The following is a 21,323-nucleotide window of genomic DNA, read 5'->3' on the forward strand; positions in this document are numbered from 1 at the left end:
TCCTATTAGGGATGCTTTTTGATTTTAAAGCTTTTTAATAATTTCTGTTACGATTTCGCTAGGTGTTTGATCAATTGAAATGTGGAGTGCCTCTGTAGGCACTTCTAAGGTGTCGAACTGTGACTGTAATAGACCTTTAGGCATAAAGTGATTCTTACGTTCATTCAAACGCTTGTTGATCATTTCAAAGCTTCCGTTTAAATAGATGATTTTATATTGACTTTCTAAATTTTGGCCCAAAATAGTCCTATACTTTTCTTTTAGTGCTGAACAAACAATTACAGCGCCAGTTGATATGTTTTCTAGTGCAACTTCATTTAGTCGCTCTAACCAACCTTGGCGGTCATCATCATTCAAAGGTTTTCCTTCACTCATTTTCTTGACATTTGCCTCAGGATGAAAACTATCTCCATCAAAGAAAGGAATATTCAGCTTTTCAGCCAATAGTTGACCAATAGTTGATTTTCCACTACCAGAAACTCCCATGACAAATAAAATCTGTGATTTAGCCATTCTTAAATTTTAAAATTTCATTATTTATTATGTTTACTATACGGTTTTGGTCATAGTCATAATCAAACCATTTGGTGTTTTCATTTTTAAGAAACCATGTAAGTTGTCTTTTGGCAAATCTTCTGGTATTTTTCTTAATTTCTGAAATAGCGAATTCTAAGGTCCACTCGTCATCAAAGTAATTGAAAAGCTCTTTATAGCCAACTGTTTGCAATGCATTAAAATTTCTATATGGTAATAACTCTTTAGCTTCTTCAAGAAGGCCTGCCGCTATCATTAGATCAACTCTTTGGTTAATACGCTCATAGATAATAGCTCTGTCAGCTTTAATGCCGACTGTCAAAACTTTAAAACCTCTTTTTGCTTTAGGTTTGTCTATAAATGAAGAATAAGGCTTTCCACAACCAATAGTTACTTCAAGAGCTCTAATTACACGTTGGGGATTATGAATATCTACCTTATTAAAATAAAGGGGGTCTAAACTTTCTAATTTTTTTTGTAAAAATTCAATCCCAAACTCCTTAAGTTCCAAATTCAGGACTTCTCTAACATCTGCCTTAATTGTTGGAAACGAATTTAATCCGTCTGTAACGGCGTTTACATAGAGTCCGCTACCACCAACCATGATTACAACTTCATTCGTTTTAAATAAGGAAGATAATTTTTTAATAGCATCACGCTCAAAATCTCCAACAGAATAAGATTCAGTTATGCTTTTGTGTTGAATGAAATGATGCTTTGCTAGTTTTAATTCTTCGCTCGATGGTACAGCTGTACCAATATTCATTTCTTTGAAAAACTGTCGAGAATCGGCTGATATTATTTCAGTATTATAATGCTGAGCCAATAAAATTGCCAGTTTAGTTTTACCAATAGCGGTAGGTCCTACAACGGATATAAGAATTTTATTCATTCAACAGTGATCCACAGTTATAACAATGGGTAGCATCATCTCTATGGCCTTCTTTACTACATGTAGGGCAACATTGCGTGTTGATATGAACATACCTACCAGGCTCGTCATCATTAGATTTGTCTTTGTTTTGCCTAGTAAATTCAGCAGTGACCATACCGGTTGGTACGGCAATAATTCCGTATCCTAATAGCATAATGATTGTGGCAATAGCTTGTCCTTGTGGAGTTATGGGGGCTATATCGCCGTAGCCTACTGTGGTAAGAGTTACAATGGTCCAGTAAATACTTGTAGGTATACTGGTAAAGCCAGCTTCATCACCTTCAATTAAATACATGAGTGTTCCCATCATCACGGAAGCAATTAGTACAGCGAAAAGGAAGACTGTAATTTTTGCCCTACTAGCTTTTAGGGCTCTTTTTAATTGTGAAGCCTCTCCTAAAAACCGAGCTAATTTTAATATTCGAAATACACGTAACAATCTGAAGGCACGAACAGCTAATAAAACTTGTGATCCTGCAAAAATGTATGATATATAAAGAGGTATCGTCGATAAGAAGTCTATAATTCCATAAAAACTAAAAATATAGTGACTAGGTTTTTTAATACAAATAATTCGAGCGATATATTCAACTGTAAAGAAAATGGTAACTACCCATTCAAGCACAAATAATATTTCATGGTACTCTGCGTCAATTGCTTTTACACTTTCAAGCATTATAAGAATCACGCTGAAAATGATGATTACGAATAAAATTAAATCGAACAATTTACCCATGGGAGTATCTGCTTCATAAATAATTTCATGAAGTTTATTTTTCCACGGTGATAATTTGTCTTCCTCTTTCAACTTAAGCCTTTAATTCTACAATTTTATGAACTCTTTTTTTCCTAAGATAAGATTCTATTAGAAAATTAGCGTCTCTTGTACCGTTCATAGGGGTGATTAAGCTTTCCAAGATATGAATATTATTTATTTGATAATTTAGGTCGTAAAATCCAAAACCAACAAGTGAACCATTTTTAATTAAAATTGCACTTTGTTCGCCAATTTCACGTCCCTTATCAAGCAATATGATATTTGCATCTTTATGAATACTATTCTTTGATATTGCGGCAACTACACGTTCGTTATATTCCTTTTGATCTTCCTTGCTAATACAAGCGCCTTTACAAGTACCATTATCATATCCTGAGCAATTGTTTTTAGCTTCACTTATACCATTCACTTTTGCACAAAGCGCTAACTCTTTTGTGATTTTATATAAGTAATTTTTAGCACTGAATATGCCGTTGAATAGGGCTAAAGGTTCTTTGCATTCACGATAAGCTTTAATTTCTAAAGCAAAATAACCGTTTTCATTTTCAGTTTTACATAGCGAATGACTGAACATTCTCTTTCTAGGAATGGTGCTATATTTAGGCCTTAGTTTTAATAGCTCTTCGTGCTCTTTTAGAATTGCTACAAGTTCATTGCCTGTTAGCTCATAAGTTACTTTTTTAGTATCCTTGGCTAGTTTTCTAGATTTGTCACCACTTTTGGTAAATAGTTGGTTAACCTTTTTTTTAATATCTGTGCTTTTACTAAGGTAGATAATATCACCATCTTTATTATGCATATAAAAAATCCCAGTCTTATTAGGTAATTCTCTTACGATATCTAATTGTTTTTCAGAGAGTTCGCCTTGGGTTTCTTTTCTAATAGTATCCTTGACAATTATTTTTTCAGAATCTTTTGCCAGTAAAAGCTTAAATAACTTTATGGTCGCTAATGCATCTCCATTCGCTCTGTGTCGATCACTTACAGGTATGCCTAATGATCTAACTAACTTGCCGAGGCTATAAGATTCTGCATCTGGTAATAATAATTTGGAAAGGTCTACAGTGCATAAGGTTTTGCGTTCAAAATTATAGCCTAGACGTCTAAATTCTGTTCTTAATATCCGGTAATCGAATTGAGCATTGTGAGCAACTAATACAGTATCTTCAGTAATTTCAATAATTCGCTTTGCTACCTCGTAAAATTTTGGTGCGGTCTGTAGCATTTTACTATTGATACCAGTAAGTTTAACCACAAATGGTTGAATTTCTTTTTCAGGATTTACCAAACTGATGAATTTATCAACTACTTTTTGACCATCAAACTTATGAATAGCAATTTCGGTGATACCTTCTTCATTAAATTTTCCGCCTGTGGTTTCAATATCTAAAATCGCGTACATCTAGTAAAATCTGATTTATTCAAGTAGTGGAAATCGTTTGATTTAATTTCGCTTTCCAAAGATACTACTTCCAATACGTACCATAGTACTTCCTTCTTCTATGGCAATTTTATAATCTCCACTCATACCCATAGATAATGTAGTGAAATTTGGATAGTTGTTTTCTAATTTGGAGAATAATGATTTAAGGCTTTTGAATTCTCTTCTAACCTGATTCATATCCTCTGTAAATGTAGCCATACCCATTAAACCAATAATTTTTACGTGCTTGTATGTCTTGAATTCTTCATTCTCCAGCAGTGCAAGTAGTTCTTTTTCATTAAAACCAAACTTAGTGTCTTCCTCTGCTATATGCACTTGTAAAAGGCAAGAAATGGTTCTCTTGCATTTTTTAGCTTGCTTATTTATTTCTGCCAATAATCTAGGACTGTCAACGCCATGTATCAAAGAAACATATTCAGCCATGTATTTGACCTTATTTCTTTGCAGATGACCAATCATATGCCATTCTATGTCTTTAGGCATATTTTCCCATTTTTCTGTCATTTCTTGAACCCTATTTTCGCCAAATATGCGATGGCCTTCATCATAAACTTGTTGAAGGTCTGATATTGGTTTAGTCTTTGAAACGGCAACAAGGGTTACCGATTCGGGCAGTGTATTTAAAATGGAGGAAAGATTTTCCTTTATCGACATAGTATATTCTTTTATGGGAAAAGTTTAATTTTCGAATTGACTTGATATTTTTTCGGCTTTTTTGCTTTCGGAATAATCATAAAAACCTTCTCCTGATTTAACGCCTTTTTTGCCAGCCATAACCATATTCACCAATAGGGGTGAAGGCGCATACTTTGCATTTTTAAATCCGTCATGCATTACGTTTAAAATAGAAAGACAAACATCTAAACCTATGAAATCTGCCAATTGTAATGGTCCCATAGGGTGAGCCATACCCAGTTTCATTACCGTATCTATTTCTTGAACACCGGCAACCCCATGATGTAAGGTTTCTATGGCCTCATTAATCATGGGCATTAATATTCTATTGGCAACAAAACCTGGATAATCATTAACCTCGGTAGGAGTTTTTCCTAATTTTTCGGAAAGCTCCATTATCGTTTTGGTCGTAACGTTTGAAGTGCTGTAACCACGTATAATTTCAACCAAGGTCATAATAGGTACAGGGTTCATGAAATGCATACCGATAACCTTATCTGGTCTTTTGGTAGCTGCTGCTATTTGCGTTATAGAAATCGAGGACGTATTGGAGGCTAAAATTGTATTTGAATCACATATGGCGTCCAAATCTTTAAAAATTTTCAGTTTAATTGCTAAATTTTCAGTGGCAGCTTCAATTACTACGTCTGTACCTGAAACACCTGATTTTAAATCAATAAACTTTATTATGTTCGAAAGCGTATTATCTTTATCTGAAATTGATATTTTATCCTTAGCCAACATTCGGTCCAAATTATTTGCTATGATGGCAAGTCCCTTATCAAGAGCATCTTGAGAAACATCAATTAAATGTACTTGAAATCCGTTTTGGGCGAATACATGGGCGATACCATTACCCATAGTACCCGCACCTATTACAGCAATTTTTTTCATATTTTTTTTGGATTAAATGCAGCAATAATTTGTAAAGCTACTTTAAGGGCTTGAGTGCCTTGTGTTAAGCTGACAATTGGTGTAGTATTGTTATTTATGGCGTCTGCAAATGATTCAAGCTCATCTAAAATGGCATTATTGGTTTCAATAGTAGGATTTTCAAAGTAAATCTGTTTTTTGATTCCTTCTGCATTTTGTAGAATCATATCAAAATCACCAGGTTCTCTTGGCGCATCTTTCATTTTAACGACTTCTACTTTCTTCTCAAGAAAATCGACAGAGATGTAAGCATCTTTTTGAAAGAAACGAGATTTTCTCATATTTTTCAATGAGATTCTACTTGCAGTTAAATTCGCAACGCATCCATTTTCAAATTCTAATCTAGCATTGGCAATATCTGGTGATTGACTAATTACCGATACGCCACTTGCATTTATTTGCTTTACCTCAGAATTGACTACACTTAAAATAGCATCGATGTCATGGATCATTAAATCTAATACCACAGGCACATCGGTACCTCTCGGATTAAACTCGGCTAAACGATGACTTTCTATGAACATGGGTTGTTTTATAGCATTCTTTACTGCGGTAAATGCAGGGTTAAATCGTTCAACATGACCAACCTGACCTTTTACGCCGTATTTAGCTTCTAAGGCTAAAAGTGAATTAGCTTCTTCTAAAGTATGGGTAATCGGTTTTTCAATGAAAATATGCTTTCCTTTTTCAATAGATTTTTTCGCGCAGTCATAATGGGACAGCGTAGGGGTTACAATGTCTATAACATCTACGGCGTCAATTAGATTATCAAGATTATTAAAATAGGTGTACCCAAAATCGGCACTTACCTTTTCTCCATTAGAGCTATCTGCATCATAAAACCCTATGAGTTCGTATTTTTTAGATTCATTTAGAAGTCTGAGGTGGATTTTACCAAGATGCCCAGCTCCTAAAACACCAACTTTTAGCATTTGTTTTGTTTTGTTCAAAAATACACATAGTTAGGTAGTTTTATCCTATGGGCTATTTCAATTTTATCATTTATTGACTTAAGTTTTAAACAGGTTCTTCCATCGTTAGCAGATCTTTGCTAACTTTGAAAGTCAAACCAACTACCATTGAAAGATACCTTCAAGCATAGGGGCATGCGCAACCATTTAGCGCAATTATTAGAGGAAAAGGGAATAGCTGATAAAAAGGTACTCGACGCTGTTCGTGAAATTCCACGTCATTTGTTTATGGATAGTAGTTTTGAGGGCCATGCTTACCAAAATAAAGCATTTCCTATAGCCGCTAATCAAACTATATCGCATCCATTTACTGTTGCTTTTCAAACTGAATTGCTGCAATTAGAAGAAGGCCAAAAAGTTTTGGAGATAGGTACAGGTAGTGGCTATCAGACTGCTATACTTTTAACGTTGAAAGTTAAGGTCTATACTATAGAAAGACAGCTTGAGCTTTTTAAAAAAACAAATATATTTTTCAAGAAAATGGGTTACCGACCTAAGAAACTTATTTTTGGAGATGGTTATAAGGGGTTACCAGAACAGGCACCATTTGATCGTATTATTGTTACGGCAGGTGCTCCTGAAGTGCCAAAAGCGTTGCTTTCACAGTTAAAAGTAGGGGGTAGGTTAGTAATTCCTATAGGCTTCGATGAACAAATTATGACGTTGTTTGTTCGAACTACTGAAAAGGAATTTTCTAAGTCTGAATATGGGTCGTTTCGATTTGTACCTTTATTAGAAAATAAGAACTAACTAGTTATTGAAATTCTTTTTTACACGAGCTAGGTCACGCTTATTGTCACGATCTTTAATAGAATCTCTTTTATCGTAAAGCTTTTTACCTTTTGCCAAAGCTATTTGCATTTTAGCAAGACCTCTATCGTTTAAGAATACGCGAAGGGGAACAATAGTTAAACCTGAAGTTTTTACTTCCTTACTTAATTTTTTGAGTTCTCTTTTTTGTAGAAGTAATTTTCGTTCAGCTTTTGGTTTGTGGTTGAAGTGAGATGCATGTGAGTATTCGTCGATTTGCATATTAATTACAAAAAGCTCATCTCTCTCATTAAACTCACAAAAACTCTCAGTAATAGATGCACGACCTTCTCTTATGGCCTTAATTTCAGTACCGGCTAAAACTATACCGGCCGTAAATTTATCCATCAGCTCATATTCAAAATGAGCTTTCTTATTCTTTATGTTAATTGTATTCTGCATCTATGGCAAAAGTAAGAACAATTCAAGGAATGTCTTAATCTTTTATAACTATTTACAAATGGCTTAAGTAGCACAGAATACTAATCGGGGCAGTTACAGTTGAAAATAAGTTTATTAACCGTAGGTCTTCCATTTACAATTTGTACAATAAACAAAATTCCATTTTCGCTATCATCGATATTAGAATAGCGTTCTTCATCTATCAATTTATTTACAAATTCTGGAGTTGTATTGCTATGCCCAACTATCAACACATTTTTATTTAGATTATCTGTTTTGAATTGGGTAATGTCTAGAGTGCTTGGGTCGTAATACCGAATATCAATATTTTTCTTTACCGATGTTGGTGCTGCAGTCATAGAAGTTCTATTATAGTCAGTAGAATATATGGCATCTAAATCAACATCTGCGAGAATTTCGGCCCAATGCATTGCTCTACCTAATCCTTTTTGATTAAGTTCGGGGTCAGCATCGTCAGGATTACTTCTAACCTTTTCTGCATGTCTAATTAGGTAAAATGTTGAAACAGATGTTTGATCTTGCGAGGTATCTATTACAACCTCATCTTTACAAGAAAGACTGAATAATAGGCATGTGAAAAGAAGAAATTTTATGACTTTCATGAAAATTTGTTTGATGTATTAAATTAATAACTAAAATTACTTTAAAATAGTACTATAAATAGTCTATTTTTTGTTTTTTTGCATATGAAAAAATTTTGTGGGGCACTTCTTATTGGTTTTGTAGTTCTAGGTCTTAAGGCTCAAGAAGTTGTACTGCCTAGTGATTTTAGACAGCAAAATCTTACCGAATATAATAGTAGTCTTATAAACCCTGCCTATAGTTTAGATCGCAATAATCCATCTTCTGTTGCTTTATGGGCAAGATGGCAATGGCAAACATACGATGCCGACCCAACTTCATTGTTTTTAAATTATACTACTAGATTAAATGAGGTTTCTGCCGCAGGAGCAGGTTTTTTTCAGCATAATACCGGTATTTTTTTAAATACAGGTGCAGCTTTAAATTATGCATATAACATTGAATTAAGTGAAAAGGTGTTTTTAGGTGTCGGACTAAATTTATTTGCTTTTCAACAAAAGCTTGCTGACGAACGTTTTTTTGTTCCGAACCCCATTCAAACTTCTATTCCTAATGATTTTATCGTGCAAATGGCACCAGGTATAAATTTGAGCGTTGATAGGTTTAACCTTGGTTTGGTTTCAGAAAATTTATTTGATTATAACTTCAGCACGAACGAGCGAAATTCTAGTCCCGATGAACGTTTGTTTTTAGCATTGGCTAGTTATGATTTTCCAATATCTATCCTAAGTACAGACGATAGTTCAATTTTAAGGCCTACGATATATTATAAAACTATTCCTGGATTAGATAATCAAGTGGGATTAACATCCTTGCTGACTACCAATAAATATTGGGCACAAGCAGGCTACAATAGTTTTTACGGATTTTCAGGTGGAGCAGGTGGCCGTTTCTTTAAACGATTATCTATAGGAGCATTGATTGAAGTAGGTACTAGTTCTGATTTAAAGGGACAAGACCCTTCTTTTGAATTAGTTACCTCATACAAATTAGGGGCATTAGAGACTCCTGAAGAAAAGCTTGAAGAACAATTAATAGCTGAAGAGGAAAAAATAAAAGAAGAAAGTTTAATTGCTAAACCAGAGGTAGAGGAAGGGTTAGTATCTCAAGAATTAACTAAAGAAGAAGAAATGGCCTTAAAACGTGAGGCCAAAAAACAAGAACGTTTAGCGCTTATAGAATCTAAAAGAATAAATGATTCCATAATTGAAGCTTCAAGACAAACAGACCTTACTGTAAAAGAGTCTAAGAGAAATCTTCGAATCAAACGTGATTCTATTGCTAATGCAAAAGCAGAGCAAGCATTGGCGGCTTCTAGAGCTTTACAGCAACAAAGAAAGCAAGATTCTATAGCATTGGTCATGAGGAATGAAGCAGAAGCAGTTGCACTTGTTCAAAAACAAAGACAAGATTCTATCGCTCAGAGCGAGGCCCTTTTAGCTGAAGCTGAGAAACAGAAAGCAGAATTTGTTACAAGAAATGAGATTGTTAAGCCTAAAGCTGGAGAGAAATATGAAGAGGTTGCAAAAGAAGGGTCATTATCGCCAGGGTATTATTTGATTGCAAATGTATTCGGAACTAAGAAGTACTTCGATGCATTTATGGTCGATATGAAGAAAAAAGGTATTGACGCAAAATCTTTCTATAGAGATTTGAATAAATATAACTATGTATATCTTGCTAAATACAACTCTATAAAAGAAGCAAGAGAGGCTAGGGATTCTAACCTAGGTGGAAAATACAAAGAAAAGATTTGGATATTTAGAGTAACTGGTGAATAATAATTGATAAATCCCAATTATTTCATTTGCACTCTTTAAATAAGAAAGTGCACGTAAATTTATTTGAGTTCTCTTTTAATAAGAACATCTAAATAGGTAACTGTATTTAAAAGGTATTTACGGTCTTTTGTAAGGGTAGCCATCGCAATAGAACCTTGTATAATTGTAAATAATTGCTTTGAGAATTGTAATGGCGTGACCGGAAGTTTAAACTCTCCCTTATTTATTCCACTTTCAAAAACCAAAGCTATTTTACCTTCAATTTCTTTAATAGTTTCTCTAGCCGCTGCAGCTAACAAGCGATTGTTATGTTGGGCATCTATGCCTACATTCAAAATAGGGCAACCACCCATGTTCATTGTAAATATGTCGTATTTCTTATAAAATTCAATAAGATTTTCAATCTTATCCATTGCTTTTCCTTCTATTGATAAATGTTCGTCAATAGCTGTAAGTAATAGATTGCGATTATATTCGAATGCAGATAAAGCAAGAGCCTCTTTGTTTTCGAAATTGCCATAAAGCGCACCCTTAGTTAAATTGGTCGCTTCCGTTAAATCGCTCATGCTTGTGCCAACATAGCCATACTTATTAAAAACAGGGGCAACAGTCTCAATAATATAAGCGGTAGTTCTTTCGGCTTTGGTCGACATGTAGGACTGTTTTATGCGAATATAAAAAATCTATACTGCATGGTATATATTGTTGATAAAAAAAAGCGTCCTTATTAAAAATAAGGACGCTTTTTTGCATTTTTAAGCCATTAAACCACAATATCTTCTTGATTTCTGAAAACCAAAGCATTGTCAAAGGCATCTAGTAAGACAACACTATCGGCTTTTATCTCGCCACTTAAAAGTGATTTAGACATATTGTTTAAGACTTCTTTTTGAATAGTTCGTTTTACAGGTCTAGCCCCAAATTGCGGGTCATATCCTTTTTCAGCCAAATAATCTATAGCTTCTTCGGTAGCCTCTAATGTAATCTGTTGCTTAAGCAACATTTTCTTTAGAGATTCTAATTGAAGTTTAACGATTTCCTTAATATTGTTTTTAGTTAATGGAGTAAACATTACAATATCATCTATTCTATTAATAAACTCTGGTCGTACAGTTTTCTTCAATAAGCCAAGAACTTCTTCCCTTGCTGATTCAGTTGCGCTTGGTATATTTTTTGAATTTTCAAAAGTATCCTGTATAATCTGGCTACCCATGTTACTGGTCATGATTATGATCGTATTTTTGAAGTCGGCAACCCTACCTTTATTATCAGTTAATCTGCCTTCGTCCAAAACCTGCAACAAAATGTTGAATGTGTCAGGGTGAGCCTTTTCTATTTCATCTAAAAGTACAACTGAATATGGTCTTCTTCTTACAGCTTCAGTCAATTGACCACCTTCATCGTAACCAATATATCCAGGAGGCGCACCTACTAATCTACTCACAGCATGCCTCTCTTGATACTCACTCATATCTATACGAGTCATGGCATTTTCATCATCAAACAAATAGGATGCAAGCGTTTTTGCTAGTTCAGTCTTACCAACACCGGTAGTACCAAGAAATAGGAAGGAGCCTATTGGTTTTTTTGCGTCCTGTAATCCAGCTCTACTTCTTCGAATAGCATCAGAAACAGCTTGAATAGCTTCTTCCTGTCCAACCACACGCTTATGAAGTACTTCTTCAAGTTTCAATAATTTCTCGCGTTCACTTTGTAACATTTTGGTCACTGGAATACCAGTCCATTTTGCTACTACCTCTGCGATGTCCTCGCTAGTAACCTCTTCTTTAATTAAGGTTCCGGAGTGTTGCTGAGCGGCTAAATCATCTTGTAATTTTGTTAAATTTTCTTGCGCTTCTTTAATTTTTCCATACCTAATTTCAGCTACCGTACCATAGTCGCCATTACGTTCGGCCCTTTCAGCTTCAGCTTTAAAGTTTTCGATATCTAACTTGGTTTGTTGAATGTTATCAACAACTGTTTTTTCACTTTCCCATTGAGCATAAATTTCATTACGCTCTTCTTTTACATTAGCAAGATCTAAGTTTAAGATTTTAAGTTTTTGCTTATCATCTTCTCTTTTGATTGCTTCAATCTCAATTTCCAATTGCATGATTTTTCGGTCAAGAACATCCAATTCCTCAGGCTTAGAGTTGATTTCCATTCTAAGTTTAGATGCAGCCTCATCCATTAGGTCAATTGCCTTATCGGGTAAAAACCTATTGGTAATATATCGTTGAGATAACTCTACAGCAGCTATAACAGCTTCATCTTTGATTCTCACCTTATGATGAGCTTCATATTTCTCTTTAATACCTCTAAGGATAGAAATAGAACTTTCAGTATCCGGTTGGTCAACTTGGACTTTTTGGAATCTTCTTTCCAATGCCTTATCCTTCTCAAAATACTTTTGGTATTCATCTAAAGTTGTAGCCCCAATAGATCTTAATTCTCCTCTCGCTAATGCTGGTTTTAGAATATTAGCGGCATCCATAGCACCTTGACCGCCACCGGCACCAATTAACGTATGAATTTCATCTATAAAGAGTATAATGTTTCCGTCAGCACTGACAACCTCTTTAATGACCGATTTTAAACGTTCTTCAAATTCGCCTTTATATTTCGCGCCTGCAATCAGAGCACCCATATCTAAAGAATAGATAACCTTGTCTTTTAGGTTTTCAGGAATATCGCCTTGTATGATTCTATGGGCAAGACCTTCGACGATTGCAGTTTTACCTACACCAGGTTCACCAACTAAAATTGGATTGTTTTTGGTTCTTCTAGATAATATCTGAAGTATTCTTCTAATTTCTTCATCGCGACCAATTACAGGGTCTAATTTACCGCTATCCGCTAGCTCATTTAGATTTTTAGCGTATTTCTGTAGAGAATTATACGTTTCTTCGGCACTTTGTGAAGTAACCTTATCACCTTTTCGTAATTCTTCTATAGCTGTTTTAAGGTGTTTTTCTGTAACTCCTTGGTCTTTTAATATTTGAGCTATTTTACTCTTAGATTTTAATATTGCCAAGAATAAATGCTCTAAAGAAACAAACTCATCGCCCATATCTTTGGCGATTATACTAGCATCATTGAGAGTTTTGCCCGCTTCTCTTGAAAATTGCAACTCACCGCCTTCCACTTTTGGGAAACTAGTAAGTTCCTTTTCTAATATTTGTTGTACCAAATTAAAATTGACGCCTAATTTTTTAAGTAAAAAAGGCATTACATTTTCTTCAACTTCGGTAAGTGCTTTAAAAACATGTTCATTTTCTATTTGCTGATGACCCATTTCTTGGGCAATCTGCTGGGCTAGTTGAATTGCCTCTTGTGACTTTATGGTGAAATTATTTATATTCATTTTCTATAGTTTTAGTTATTTGTAATACTTTTGAAATATAATGTTCAAGAATCTTACCAATTATAATAGCAAGACAAAGTGTCTTGGATTTGAGCAAGTTAAGTGACAATTAGTCAGATGTAACTTTGCTTAAAATGGTCAATTTAAATTAAGAAATTTATGGGAATATTTAGTGGAATATTTGGAGGGTCTAAGGATGAGGATGGAAAGGAAGTTTCTGAGATTCCGTGGAAACCTTTGAATACGATAGCACAGTTAGAAGATATTAAGAAACAATCAAATGCAAGGCCTCAGGTTATTTTTAAACATTCTACTTCTTGTGGTATTAGTAGAATGGTACTAAATATGTTTAAAAGCGGCTATGGATTAGAGGAAGGTCAAATGGATTTTTATTTTTTAGATTTGCTTGCAAATAGAGATGTGTCACACGAAGTGGCTTCTGTATTTGGAGTGATGCACCAATCGCCCCAATTATTGATAGTTAAAAATGGGGTAGTGGTAGTACATGATTCTCACGGATCGATATCTGATATAAAATTAGAACAATACATATAAAAAAAGCCCTGTTTTCACGGGGCTTTTTTGTTAGTTGAAACTTTGTTTGTTCAAAATATTCTTAAGATTGTTCTTTAAATCTTCGCCGGCATCATATACCATTTGTTCATTACTGGGGAATGGAACCCTTGCCAACTGTAAAAGTGAAACCAAATCATTATCTAAAGCTCTTTTGTCGCCATTGTAGTTGGCATAAATATGCTCAAATACAAATTGACTGGATAATGGATATTGATTTATTTTCTGTTGTTTTTTTAAGTCTATAAAATTTACTACTCCTGTAACTTGAGCACTTTTAAATTGAGTGAACTGATAGAAGTCACATTTTACAGTTTTAAACTTATCAACTTTTACACTGTTACCTAAACTATCGGAAACAACATTACCATTTCGGTCTTCAACAAATGCATATCCATCTTTAATTTGACGCTCTTTACTTATCTGCTTCTCACTAATTTGTTCAGGAGAAATGTTGATGTCTTGAAAAGAAACCTCCATTTGATAATCATAGATTTGATTTTGAATTCTATTCGTATGATATTCCGTCCATTGATTATTTAATCCGTAGGTATTCAAATTTAAAAGTTCATCTTCTAATCTTCTTGGTATTACTTTATCGGTATTGTTTGTCATTTCTACAATAACATAATCCAACCCCTTCTGATAAGCTTCATCAATTTTAGCAACAACGTTTTTATAATTTGGGTTTAGTTCTTGTAAATAATTTAAATCACTATAAGCAATCCTATAATCAGTTTTATAATTTGCGTTATCTAATAAGGTCGTTGCCTTGTTATAAAGGTATTCAGATAAATTTAGCTTTGCAGCAATTAACTCATCGTCATAATTTTTAAAGCTGAATTGCGCCTTTCTATTTTCATCTTGAATATATAATGGTAATAACGGTCGAATACTTTCCTGAACCGATTTAAGTCGGTCATATGTATTAAATATCTCTTCAAAATTTGCAGGATTACCATCCTTTTTAAGAAATTTAATGTGCTGAAGCTCCCTTTCGGTATGCTTGCGATAACCTTCTTCAAGAAGTACAATGTATGTCTGATTACTTTTCTTGGTCTTATTCTCTGCAATATTTACAACAGCTTTATTAATAGCTGCCATATAATTACCAGAGTTCAGAGCTTCCTGTGTTTTCTTAACCCCGCTACAAGATAGTAGTAGGCCTATAAAACCAAATAGTAGAAATTTTTTCATGTCTAATATTTTTAGAATTTAATTAAGCTATTTCAACAGCCGTGCCATAAAAGGCTTTTATCATAACGCAAAGGGATGAGTAATAGTATATTTTCGTTAAGCTGTACAATCGATTGCTTTATCATGTATATAAATAGGGTATAGTTATTAACTAATTTTAATAAATAAGTTATGGGTTTATTCATTTTTTTATTTCATTAAGTACTCTTATTTGTATTTTTGCATCTTATTTAAAATAAATAACAACATGCAACGCGACACCACAATTTTTAATCTTATTGAAGAAGAGAGACAACGTCAGATTAATGGAATTGAATTAATCGCTTCTGAAAACTTTACTAGTCCGCAGGTAATGGAAGCCCAGGGTTCTGTGCTTACCAATAAATATGCTGAAGGTTACCCTGGTAAGCGTTATTATGGTGGTTGCGAGGTTGTGGATAAAGTTGAGCAATTGGCCATTGATAGAGCTAAGGAACTTTTCGGGGCTGCATATGCGAATGTTCAGCCACATTCTGGTTCGCAAGCAAATGCTGCTGTTTATCATGCATGTTTACAGCCTGGAGACAAGATTTTAGGTTTCGATTTGTCGCATGGTGGACACTTAACTCATGGTTCTCCAGTAAATTTTTCTGGTAGATTATATAACCCTGTGTTTTATGGAGTGGATAAAGCAACAGGTAGATTAGATTATGATAAGATTCAAGAAATAGCGACCAAAGAACAACCTAAGTTGATAATTGCCGGTGCCTCAGCGTATTCGCGAGATATGGATTTTGAACGTTTTCGTAAAATTGCAGATAGTGTAAATGCTATTTTACTTGCTGATATTTCTCATCCAGCAGGGTTAATTGCAAAAGGTCTACTTAATAATCCTATTCCTCATTGTCATATAGTAACGACGACGACACATAAAACTTTAAGAGGACCTAGAGGGGGATTAATATTGATGGGGTCTGATTTTGAGAACCCGTTTGGTATTAAATTAAAAAATGGAAATCTTAGAAAAATGTCAGCTTTATTAGATTTGGCTGTTTTTCCTGGTAACCAAGGCGGTCCTTTAGAACATGTTATAGCGGGTAAAGCAATTGCTTTTGGTGAAGCGTTAACTGACGCTTATGGCTCATATATAGTACAAGTGAAAAAGAATGCTGATGCTATGGCAAAAGCATTTGTAAAAAGAGGATATGATATTATATCTGGCGGCACCGATAATCATATGATGCTTATTGACCTACGAAATAAAGATATTTCAGGTAAAGATGCTGAGAAAGCGTTGGTGCTTGCAGATATTACTGCAAATAAGAATATGGTACCTTTTGATGATAAATCTCCATTTGTGACGTCAGGAATTCGTTTCGGAACTGCCGCAATTACAACAAGAGGTTTGGTTGAACGTGATATGGAAAAAGTAGTTGATCTTATTGATCAGGTTATAACTAACCCAGAAAATGAGGCTGTTATATCAGAAGTAAAAGGTAAAGTAAATGCAATGATGAATACTAGGCCAATTTTTAACGCCTAGTATTTATTTGATTTTTTATTCAGATAAAAATTCTAGATTACCTGTAATGTAGGTATTTCTTTGTACATCAAAAATAGAAGCTTCATCTTCTTTGTCTAAGTAAATACCCCAAAACTCGCTGTACGATTTCGGAAGTATATTCGACTGATCATCTTCTAACTCAAAATTATCTATACTATCCTCAAATATGGGGACAAAGATTTCATAAGGTTTTTGAGTAAGACCCTTGGTTAAGAAGATATAGTTGCAAGCAATTTGCTTTAATATGTCATTGAATTGTGATGCTATACTATTATTGTAAATACGTTTTATTACAATGCTGGTATCATTCAAGAATATGGTGAGCTCTTCGATATCAACATTACAGTTGTTTCTAGAATTTAAGATTTCTAAATTATACTGTAGTGGCGAACCATTTTTAATACTTGTGCCCCATCTACCAGTATTGAAATTAGTGAATAATTCTAGTAATTCTATATTGCAGTTCACTTCTAATACCAGCTGAACAGAATTTAGAGTGCAGCTTTTTCGTTTTAATTTGATATTAGAAAAATAATGAAACTCTAAAGATTTTAGAAATTCATCTATGCCAATAATCTCTTTAGTGTAATCTAAATTGATTAATGACTTTTTTATAAAATCGTCGATATTAAAAGGCATGTAAGGCTAGTATTTAAATTTTTCTTTTTATAAAGATACTTTTAACCTTATTTATTTCACATCAGGAAAACCTTATAAATTTGGAGGATATTATTATAAAATAATAGAAATATTTTTAACTAATTGATAATCAATAAGTTGAAAAATTAGTGGATTTTAAAGAAATCCACGGGTTTTGGCCTCATTAATTAGGGCTAAATCATTTCCATTTTTGATGTCGAAAAGTGCCTTTAGTTGTCTTTTTCTTGCCTCAACTGTGGTATTGGCTGAGCCTATTAATGGTGCAATATCTCTAGTATGTATACCTTGTGAAAGATGATACAGAATCTTTTGATCTTGATCATCTATTACAATATCACTGGCCATTCTACGTCTAATAGCCGCTAAGGCACTAGCGGTATAGTACGGTGATTTACTCATGATGGTTTCTACCATGGTTTTTAGAGACATTTCATCTATCTCAGATTTTACCATATATCCATCAGGATTCACTGTTTTAAAAATATTATTAATTCTATAATTATCGCTGTAAGAAGACATGAAAACAACCTTTGAGTTAGGCACTTCATTTCTAGCCACAATACCTAAATCGATACCTGTTCTTGGGTCTTTAGACTCTGGCGAAAATAACTGAATATCTAATAGGATAATGTCATAGGGTATGGCACGTTTAGATATTTCAATCTTACTTTTACCTTTTTCAAAACTTTTTGCTATTTCAACTTTTACATTAAAATCAGTAAAATCAGAATCCTCAAGAATATATTTATACCCCAAAGTGGTCATTTCATGATCATCTACCGCTAAGATTCGTACAGTATTCATATACTAGATTTAGATTCTATTGTAATTTACTAAACGTTTTTATATTGAGTATTATTATCAGTAGTATTATTCAAATTCTTATTAACTGGTATTTGTAGTGAAATGGTAGTGCCTTTGCCTTCAACTGAATCTACGTTATACGTACCATTTAGTTTATTTATTCTAGAGGTAATATTTCTTATACCAATTCCTTTTTTACCTTTATTTATATTAAAACCACGCCCATTATCATTCATGATTACATTAAATACATCATCAGTTCTATAGAATGTTATCTCGAAAATAGTACAATTCGCGTGTTTTATGGCATTTTGAAATGTTTCTTGAATAATACGATACACATTAATTTTGATAGTACCCTCTAAACTATCCCAGCTTTCATCTTCATTATAATTAAATATGGTTTTAATATTTTTGTTCCCACCAGATAGTAATGATTCGATTGAATCAGTGAAATTGTTGATTTTTTGATATGCACTGTGGCTTAGCTCATGCGAAATGGAGCGTATTTCGTGTTCTATTTCTTGTAAAGAACCAAGAGCCTTTGACTTCTCTTGAATGGCTTCTTCGGTAGCTCTTTTATTTAGACCGGTCAAAACCATACGCGCGCCTAACATTTTACCCAAAACACCGTCGTGTAGTTCTTCTGATATTCTTTTCTGTTCTAAACGTTTTACCTCATCAACTTTCTGTTTTTGCATCAACATTAAATTGAAAATTTCTTGATTATTGGCTTGTTGTTGTTGGTCGAAACGAAGTTTTTGGTTTTTAGCGCGTTGATTAATAATGATATAAACTGATAGCCCAAGTAAAAAGAAACCAACTGCAATACCTATCCAAATTTGTTTTTGTTTGGATAAAACTTCTTTTTCAGTCTCTAGCTCTACATTCTCAGCAATGAATTCATCAGTTTCAAAACGAATACGGGCAAATTTATTTTGTATTTTTCGCTCTTCTTTTTGAAGACTGTCGTCTAGTTGAATATATTTTTGAAAGTAGTTAGGCGCATTTTTTTTCTCTACTATTGCTAAAAAAGGCCAAACTTCTAATAAACGTTCATTATTATCACTCTTTAATGATAACTCCTCGGCAATTTTTGCATTGGTAATAGCGGCTAACGTATCATGTGCAAAGGCTTTGTATTCCGCATAATTAAAATAAGATCCTGCTAAGCTGCTGGTATTATTCATACTACTTTTTAACTTAATAGCTTCTAATAATAACTTTCTTACACCTAAAGTATCTCTATCATATAATTTACTGGATGCCAAGTTGCTTAATGCTTTGGCATAAAGATCTGGATTTTTTATTTCTATACTGTCTGTTTTTAGAACAACTCTAAAATTTTCTATTGCTTTTTTATATTGCTTATTATTTCTAAAGATAACTCCAATGTTATTTATAATTGTTGCTTCTTGTTCTTTGTCAAAAGTTTCTTGTTTTAAATAATATAACGCCTCATTGTAATAGGCTTGAGATTTTTCAGTGTCACCCAAACCACCTAAAGAGATACCAAGAGCATTATAACTCTTATATAGATAGTTATTATCATTTATTGACTTAAAACGTTCAATTGCCCTAGTTATGGTGCTCTCACTACCGACGTAATCCTTAATTTGTGCCTGTATATTAGCCATTGACAAGTACATTCTGCCAGAAAGTTGTATCTCCTTGCTATTTTCAAAAACTTTTTGTGCTTCTGAATAGGAATAGTAGGCACTATCCTTTACAAAATATTTATTAAAAAAAAGTGCTAAATCCCAATATCGATTTCCTATCGATAAGGAGTCGTTTTGTTTTTGGTTAAGGGAGATAGCTAGTTTATTGATTTTTCGAAATAAGGTACTGTCTCCCGTTAAATATAAATTTTCTGAAAGCGTGGAAAAATATTTTGATTTTAAAGAATCTGAATTAGCATTCAGTGCATATTGATAGGCCTTTTTTAAAATCGTTGTTTTTTGAAGTTCACTAGATTTGGGATTTTTAATCTCTTCAATCCATATAAGAATACTATCGTTTTTGGCCGTATTTTTTAATATTGCTAATTGTTTAGTATTCGTCTCAGAACAACTACTAAATAAGTGTACTAGTATTAATAAGGTGAAATATCTTTTAATCAAAAACTGATTTTTTTAAACTTTATAAAAAACCAAGGTATAAAAAAAGCCTTTAACAAATATGTTGAAGGCTTTTTATATAGTAATATTTTAATCTAGGCAGTTTTACCTCTTGGGTCAGTTGGGTATGAACAATCATCACAGGCTAATGCTTTAGAGATATCATTCATGAAATCAAACTCACTTGCAGTGTTTTCTACAACGTACGTTGCCATTCCTAATGCCATTACTGCTACTGCTAAAATACTTGTTACTTTTTTCATGTTCTCTGTGTTTAAGGGGGTTTTTGATTAATTATACTGCCAAAGTAATACCGATACGCGAGTAGTTAAAGTAAATTGATTTACTTTAAGTAAGTGACCTAGTTCTGCTAGTATATGAACCGATTGTGAGAGAATTCTTTAATTTTGTGAAGAAAGTGTATTCTTTGAGAGGATGTTTTTAAGATTATCCATGTTTTCTCGGTAGGTTTTTGAAAATGGTATATGTTCATTTACCATTTTTAAAGCGCATATCGATTTCCCAAAATTTATTCTAGAGACATACGTAGTATTTACAATATAACTCTGGTGTATGCGCATAAAATTATTAGGCAGTGCATTCTCAAAGGTCTTTAACGTTTTAAAGGCATTCGTAATTGTACCATCTTTCATAAAAAATTCGGTGGTATTATTGTCAGCCTTCAAGTAAAGAATATCATTGGTATTCAGATATTGGAAGTCGTTGTAAGATTTTAAGCATAGCGTAACCGGTGCTTTTTCTTTTGGCACCCTTTTTTTAAGCTTTAATAAAGACTTACGTATATCGAATTCATTATAAGGCTGAAGCCAATAATCAAAAAAACCATTTTTAATGGCATCATAGGCATAATCTTTAGTAGAAGCTATGCCAATTAATATAGGAAGTTGGTTCGTATATTGATGAATCTCCATCACCATTAAAAAAATGGAAGAATAGTCATTATTAAGATTTATGAAAACAATATCTGGAGTGTATTTCAAAATATCGTTTAATCCATCAGAAGGGTTGGTCGTCGTGTTTATACATTCAAAGTCACCATACTCATCCAAAAAAGCATGTAACTGCAAATTTGAAACTGCATCAGAATCAATTATGGTGTACGTATAATTCAAAAGATATAGTGTCTAATACGAAATTAGATATAGACCAAACAACTCTCACCAAGAATGTCCTTATAAA

At 33.5% G+C, this 21,323-nt stretch carries 21 protein-coding genes; 4 read left to right on the top strand and 17 right to left on the bottom strand.

Features of this window, described 5'->3' with window-relative positions:
* Window positions 1-24: 24 nt before the first annotated feature.
* The 7 genes from BMY56_RS02735 to BMY56_RS02765 are packed head-to-tail and all read right to left on the bottom strand — an operon-like array spanning window position 25 to window position 6,230.
* Window positions 25-513, bottom strand: coding sequence for a gluconokinase (locus BMY56_RS02735; protein ID WP_091619512.1), 489 nt, complete (start codon window positions 511-513; stop codon window positions 25-27).
* Entirely contained in the window at window positions 506-1,426 is a 921-nt protein-coding gene (gene miaA / locus BMY56_RS02740) for a tRNA (adenosine(37)-N6)-dimethylallyltransferase MiaA (protein ID WP_091619515.1), read from the bottom strand. The genes BMY56_RS02735 and miaA overlap by 8 nt, the downstream gene beginning before the upstream one ends.
* On the bottom strand, window positions 1,419-2,276 hold the full coding sequence (locus tag BMY56_RS02745; protein ID WP_245737122.1) for an ion transporter: 858 nt from the start codon (window positions 2,274-2,276) through the stop codon (window positions 1,419-1,421). Before BMY56_RS02745 ends, miaA begins: the two co-directional genes overlap by 8 nt.
* A 1-nt stretch (window position 2,277) precedes the next feature.
* Window positions 2,278-3,648 (bottom strand): 3'-5' exonuclease family protein, encoded by a 1,371-nt coding sequence (locus tag BMY56_RS02750; RefSeq protein WP_091619517.1) that lies wholly within the window; start codon window positions 3,646-3,648, stop codon window positions 2,278-2,280.
* Between the two features lie 42 nt (window positions 3,649-3,690).
* Window positions 3,691-4,344: a YggS family pyridoxal phosphate-dependent enzyme gene (locus BMY56_RS02755; protein WP_091619520.1), complete on the bottom strand. Its 654-nt coding sequence runs from the start codon at window positions 4,342-4,344 to the stop codon at window positions 3,691-3,693.
* A gap of 24 nt (window positions 4,345-4,368) precedes the next feature.
* Window positions 4,369-5,259: a 3-hydroxyacyl-CoA dehydrogenase family protein gene (locus BMY56_RS02760; protein ID WP_091619522.1), complete on the bottom strand. Its 891-nt coding sequence runs from the start codon at window positions 5,257-5,259 to the stop codon at window positions 4,369-4,371.
* The gene (locus BMY56_RS02765) at window positions 5,256-6,230 is read right to left on the bottom strand and encodes a Gfo/Idh/MocA family protein (protein WP_091619525.1); all 975 of its coding nucleotides are present in this window, start codon (window positions 6,228-6,230) and stop codon (window positions 5,256-5,258) included. Before BMY56_RS02765 ends, BMY56_RS02760 begins: the two co-directional genes overlap by 4 nt.
* Before the next feature lie 147 nt (window positions 6,231-6,377).
* Between BMY56_RS02765 and BMY56_RS02770 the strand changes: the two genes are divergently transcribed.
* Complete coding sequence (locus BMY56_RS02770; RefSeq protein WP_091619526.1) at window positions 6,378-7,019, top strand: protein-L-isoaspartate(D-aspartate) O-methyltransferase; 642 nt, start codon at window positions 6,378-6,380, stop codon at window positions 7,017-7,019.
* Here BMY56_RS02770 and smpB read toward each other — a convergent pair whose 3' ends face one another.
* A complete protein-coding gene (smpB, locus tag BMY56_RS02775; protein WP_091619529.1) occupies window positions 7,020-7,481 on the bottom strand; it encodes an SsrA-binding protein SmpB in 462 nt (153 codons plus the stop codon).
* Window positions 7,482-7,561: 80 nt separating this feature from the next.
* Window positions 7,562-8,104, bottom strand: a complete 543-nt coding sequence (locus tag BMY56_RS02780) for a SixA phosphatase family protein (RefSeq protein ID WP_091619532.1) — start codon at window positions 8,102-8,104, stop codon at window positions 7,562-7,564.
* Window positions 8,105-8,188: 84 nt separating this feature from the next.
* Here BMY56_RS02780 and BMY56_RS02785 point away from each other — a divergent pair, with 84 nt between their 5' ends.
* Window positions 8,189-9,865: a PorP/SprF family type IX secretion system membrane protein gene (locus BMY56_RS02785; RefSeq protein ID WP_091619535.1), complete on the top strand. Its 1,677-nt coding sequence runs from the start codon at window positions 8,189-8,191 to the stop codon at window positions 9,863-9,865.
* A 59-nt stretch (window positions 9,866-9,924) separates the two neighbouring features.
* Here BMY56_RS02785 and BMY56_RS02790 read toward each other — a convergent pair whose 3' ends face one another.
* Together BMY56_RS02790 and clpB are read right to left on the bottom strand one after the other, a co-directional pair.
* Window positions 9,925-10,518, bottom strand: a complete 594-nt coding sequence (locus BMY56_RS02790; RefSeq protein WP_091619537.1) for a TetR/AcrR family transcriptional regulator — start codon at window positions 10,516-10,518, stop codon at window positions 9,925-9,927.
* Window positions 10,519-10,628: 110 nt separating this feature from the next.
* The gene (clpB, locus tag BMY56_RS02795; RefSeq protein WP_091619540.1) at window positions 10,629-13,229 is read right to left on the bottom strand and encodes an ATP-dependent chaperone ClpB; all 2,601 of its coding nucleotides are present in this window, start codon (window positions 13,227-13,229) and stop codon (window positions 10,629-10,631) included.
* A 159-nt stretch (window positions 13,230-13,388) separates the two neighbouring features.
* On the opposite strand from clpB, the gene ytxJ reads away from it, so the two are divergent.
* A complete protein-coding gene (gene ytxJ, locus BMY56_RS02800; protein WP_091619543.1) occupies window positions 13,389-13,784 on the top strand; it encodes a bacillithiol system redox-active protein YtxJ in 396 nt (131 codons plus the stop codon).
* 30 nt (window positions 13,785-13,814) lie between these two features.
* On the opposite strand, the gene BMY56_RS02805 is transcribed toward ytxJ, so the two are convergent.
* A complete protein-coding gene (locus tag BMY56_RS02805; RefSeq protein ID WP_091619546.1) occupies window positions 13,815-14,999 on the bottom strand; it encodes a hypothetical protein in 1,185 nt (394 codons plus the stop codon).
* Between the two features lie 247 nt (window positions 15,000-15,246).
* Here BMY56_RS02805 and glyA point away from each other — a divergent pair, with 247 nt between their 5' ends.
* Window positions 15,247-16,521, top strand: coding sequence for a serine hydroxymethyltransferase (gene glyA, locus BMY56_RS02810; protein ID WP_091619549.1), 1,275 nt, complete (start codon window positions 15,247-15,249; stop codon window positions 16,519-16,521).
* Window positions 16,522-16,536: 15 nt separating this feature from the next.
* On the opposite strand, the gene BMY56_RS02815 is transcribed toward glyA, so the two are convergent.
* The 5 genes from BMY56_RS02815 to BMY56_RS02830 all read right to left on the bottom strand — a co-directional run bounded on the left by BMY56_RS02815 (window position 16,537) and on the right by BMY56_RS02830 (window position 21,256).
* Entirely contained in the window at window positions 16,537-17,181 is a 645-nt protein-coding gene (locus tag BMY56_RS02815; RefSeq protein ID WP_091619551.1) for a hypothetical protein, read from the bottom strand.
* 156 nt (window positions 17,182-17,337) lie between these two features.
* Window positions 17,338-18,006 carry a response regulator gene (locus BMY56_RS02820; RefSeq protein ID WP_091619554.1) on the bottom strand — a complete coding sequence of 223 codons (669 nt, stop codon included), beginning with the start codon at window positions 18,004-18,006 and terminating at the stop codon, window positions 17,338-17,340.
* A gap of 29 nt (window positions 18,007-18,035) precedes the next feature.
* Window positions 18,036-20,126, bottom strand: a complete 2,091-nt coding sequence (locus tag BMY56_RS02825) for a tetratricopeptide repeat-containing sensor histidine kinase (RefSeq protein ID WP_091619557.1) — start codon at window positions 20,124-20,126, stop codon at window positions 18,036-18,038.
* 92 nt (window positions 20,127-20,218) lie between these two features.
* Window positions 20,219-20,386, bottom strand: coding sequence for a hypothetical protein (locus tag BMY56_RS18565; protein ID WP_177170909.1), 168 nt, complete (start codon window positions 20,384-20,386; stop codon window positions 20,219-20,221).
* A gap of 138 nt (window positions 20,387-20,524) precedes the next feature.
* A complete protein-coding gene (locus BMY56_RS02830; RefSeq protein ID WP_091619559.1) occupies window positions 20,525-21,256 on the bottom strand; it encodes a LytR/AlgR family response regulator transcription factor in 732 nt (243 codons plus the stop codon).
* Between the last annotated feature and the right edge of the window lie 67 nt (window positions 21,257-21,323).

The organism is Maribacter orientalis (assembly GCF_900109345.1).
In the GTDB taxonomy this organism is placed as follows: Bacteria; Bacteroidota; Bacteroidia; order Flavobacteriales; family Flavobacteriaceae; genus Maribacter; species Maribacter orientalis.

Coding starts and splice junctions, on each gene's coding strand:
- BMY56_RS02785 (WP_091619535.1), top strand. CDS start 8,189: ATGAAAAAATTTTGTGGGGCACTTCTTATTGGTTTTGTAGTTCTAGGT.
- BMY56_RS02750 (WP_091619517.1), bottom strand. CDS start 3,648: ATGTACGCGATTTTAGATATTGAAACCACAGGCGGAAAATTTAATGAA.
- BMY56_RS18565 (WP_177170909.1), bottom strand. CDS start 20,386: ATGAAAAAAGTAACAAGTATTTTAGCAGTAGCAGTAATGGCATTAGGA.
- BMY56_RS02760 (WP_091619522.1), bottom strand. CDS start 5,259: ATGAAAAAAATTGCTGTAATAGGTGCGGGTACTATGGGTAATGGTATC.
- clpB (WP_091619540.1), bottom strand. CDS start 13,229: ATGAATATAAATAATTTCACCATAAAGTCACAAGAGGCAATTCAACTA.
- BMY56_RS02735 (WP_091619512.1), bottom strand. CDS start 513: ATGGCTAAATCACAGATTTTATTTGTCATGGGAGTTTCTGGTAGTGGA.
- BMY56_RS02755 (WP_091619520.1), bottom strand. CDS start 4,344: ATGTCGATAAAGGAAAATCTTTCCTCCATTTTAAATACACTGCCCGAA.
- BMY56_RS02815 (WP_091619551.1), bottom strand. CDS start 17,181: ATGCCTTTTAATATCGACGATTTTATAAAAAAGTCATTAATCAATTTA.
- glyA (WP_091619549.1), top strand. CDS start 15,247: ATGCAACGCGACACCACAATTTTTAATCTTATTGAAGAAGAGAGACAA.
- ytxJ (WP_091619543.1), top strand. CDS start 13,389: ATGGGAATATTTAGTGGAATATTTGGAGGGTCTAAGGATGAGGATGGA.
- BMY56_RS02765 (WP_091619525.1), bottom strand. CDS start 6,230: ATGCTAAAAGTTGGTGTTTTAGGAGCTGGGCATCTTGGTAAAATCCAC.
- BMY56_RS02790 (WP_091619537.1), bottom strand. CDS start 10,518: ATGTCGACCAAAGCCGAAAGAACTACCGCTTATATTATTGAGACTGTT.
- BMY56_RS02805 (WP_091619546.1), bottom strand. CDS start 14,999: ATGAAAAAATTTCTACTATTTGGTTTTATAGGCCTACTACTATCTTGT.
- BMY56_RS02780 (WP_091619532.1), bottom strand. CDS start 8,104: ATGAAAGTCATAAAATTTCTTCTTTTCACATGCCTATTATTCAGTCTT.
- smpB (WP_091619529.1), bottom strand. CDS start 7,481: ATGCAGAATACAATTAACATAAAGAATAAGAAAGCTCATTTTGAATAT.
- miaA (WP_091619515.1), bottom strand. CDS start 1,426: ATGAATAAAATTCTTATATCCGTTGTAGGACCTACCGCTATTGGTAAA.
- BMY56_RS02820 (WP_091619554.1), bottom strand. CDS start 18,006: ATGAATACTGTACGAATCTTAGCGGTAGATGATCATGAAATGACCACT.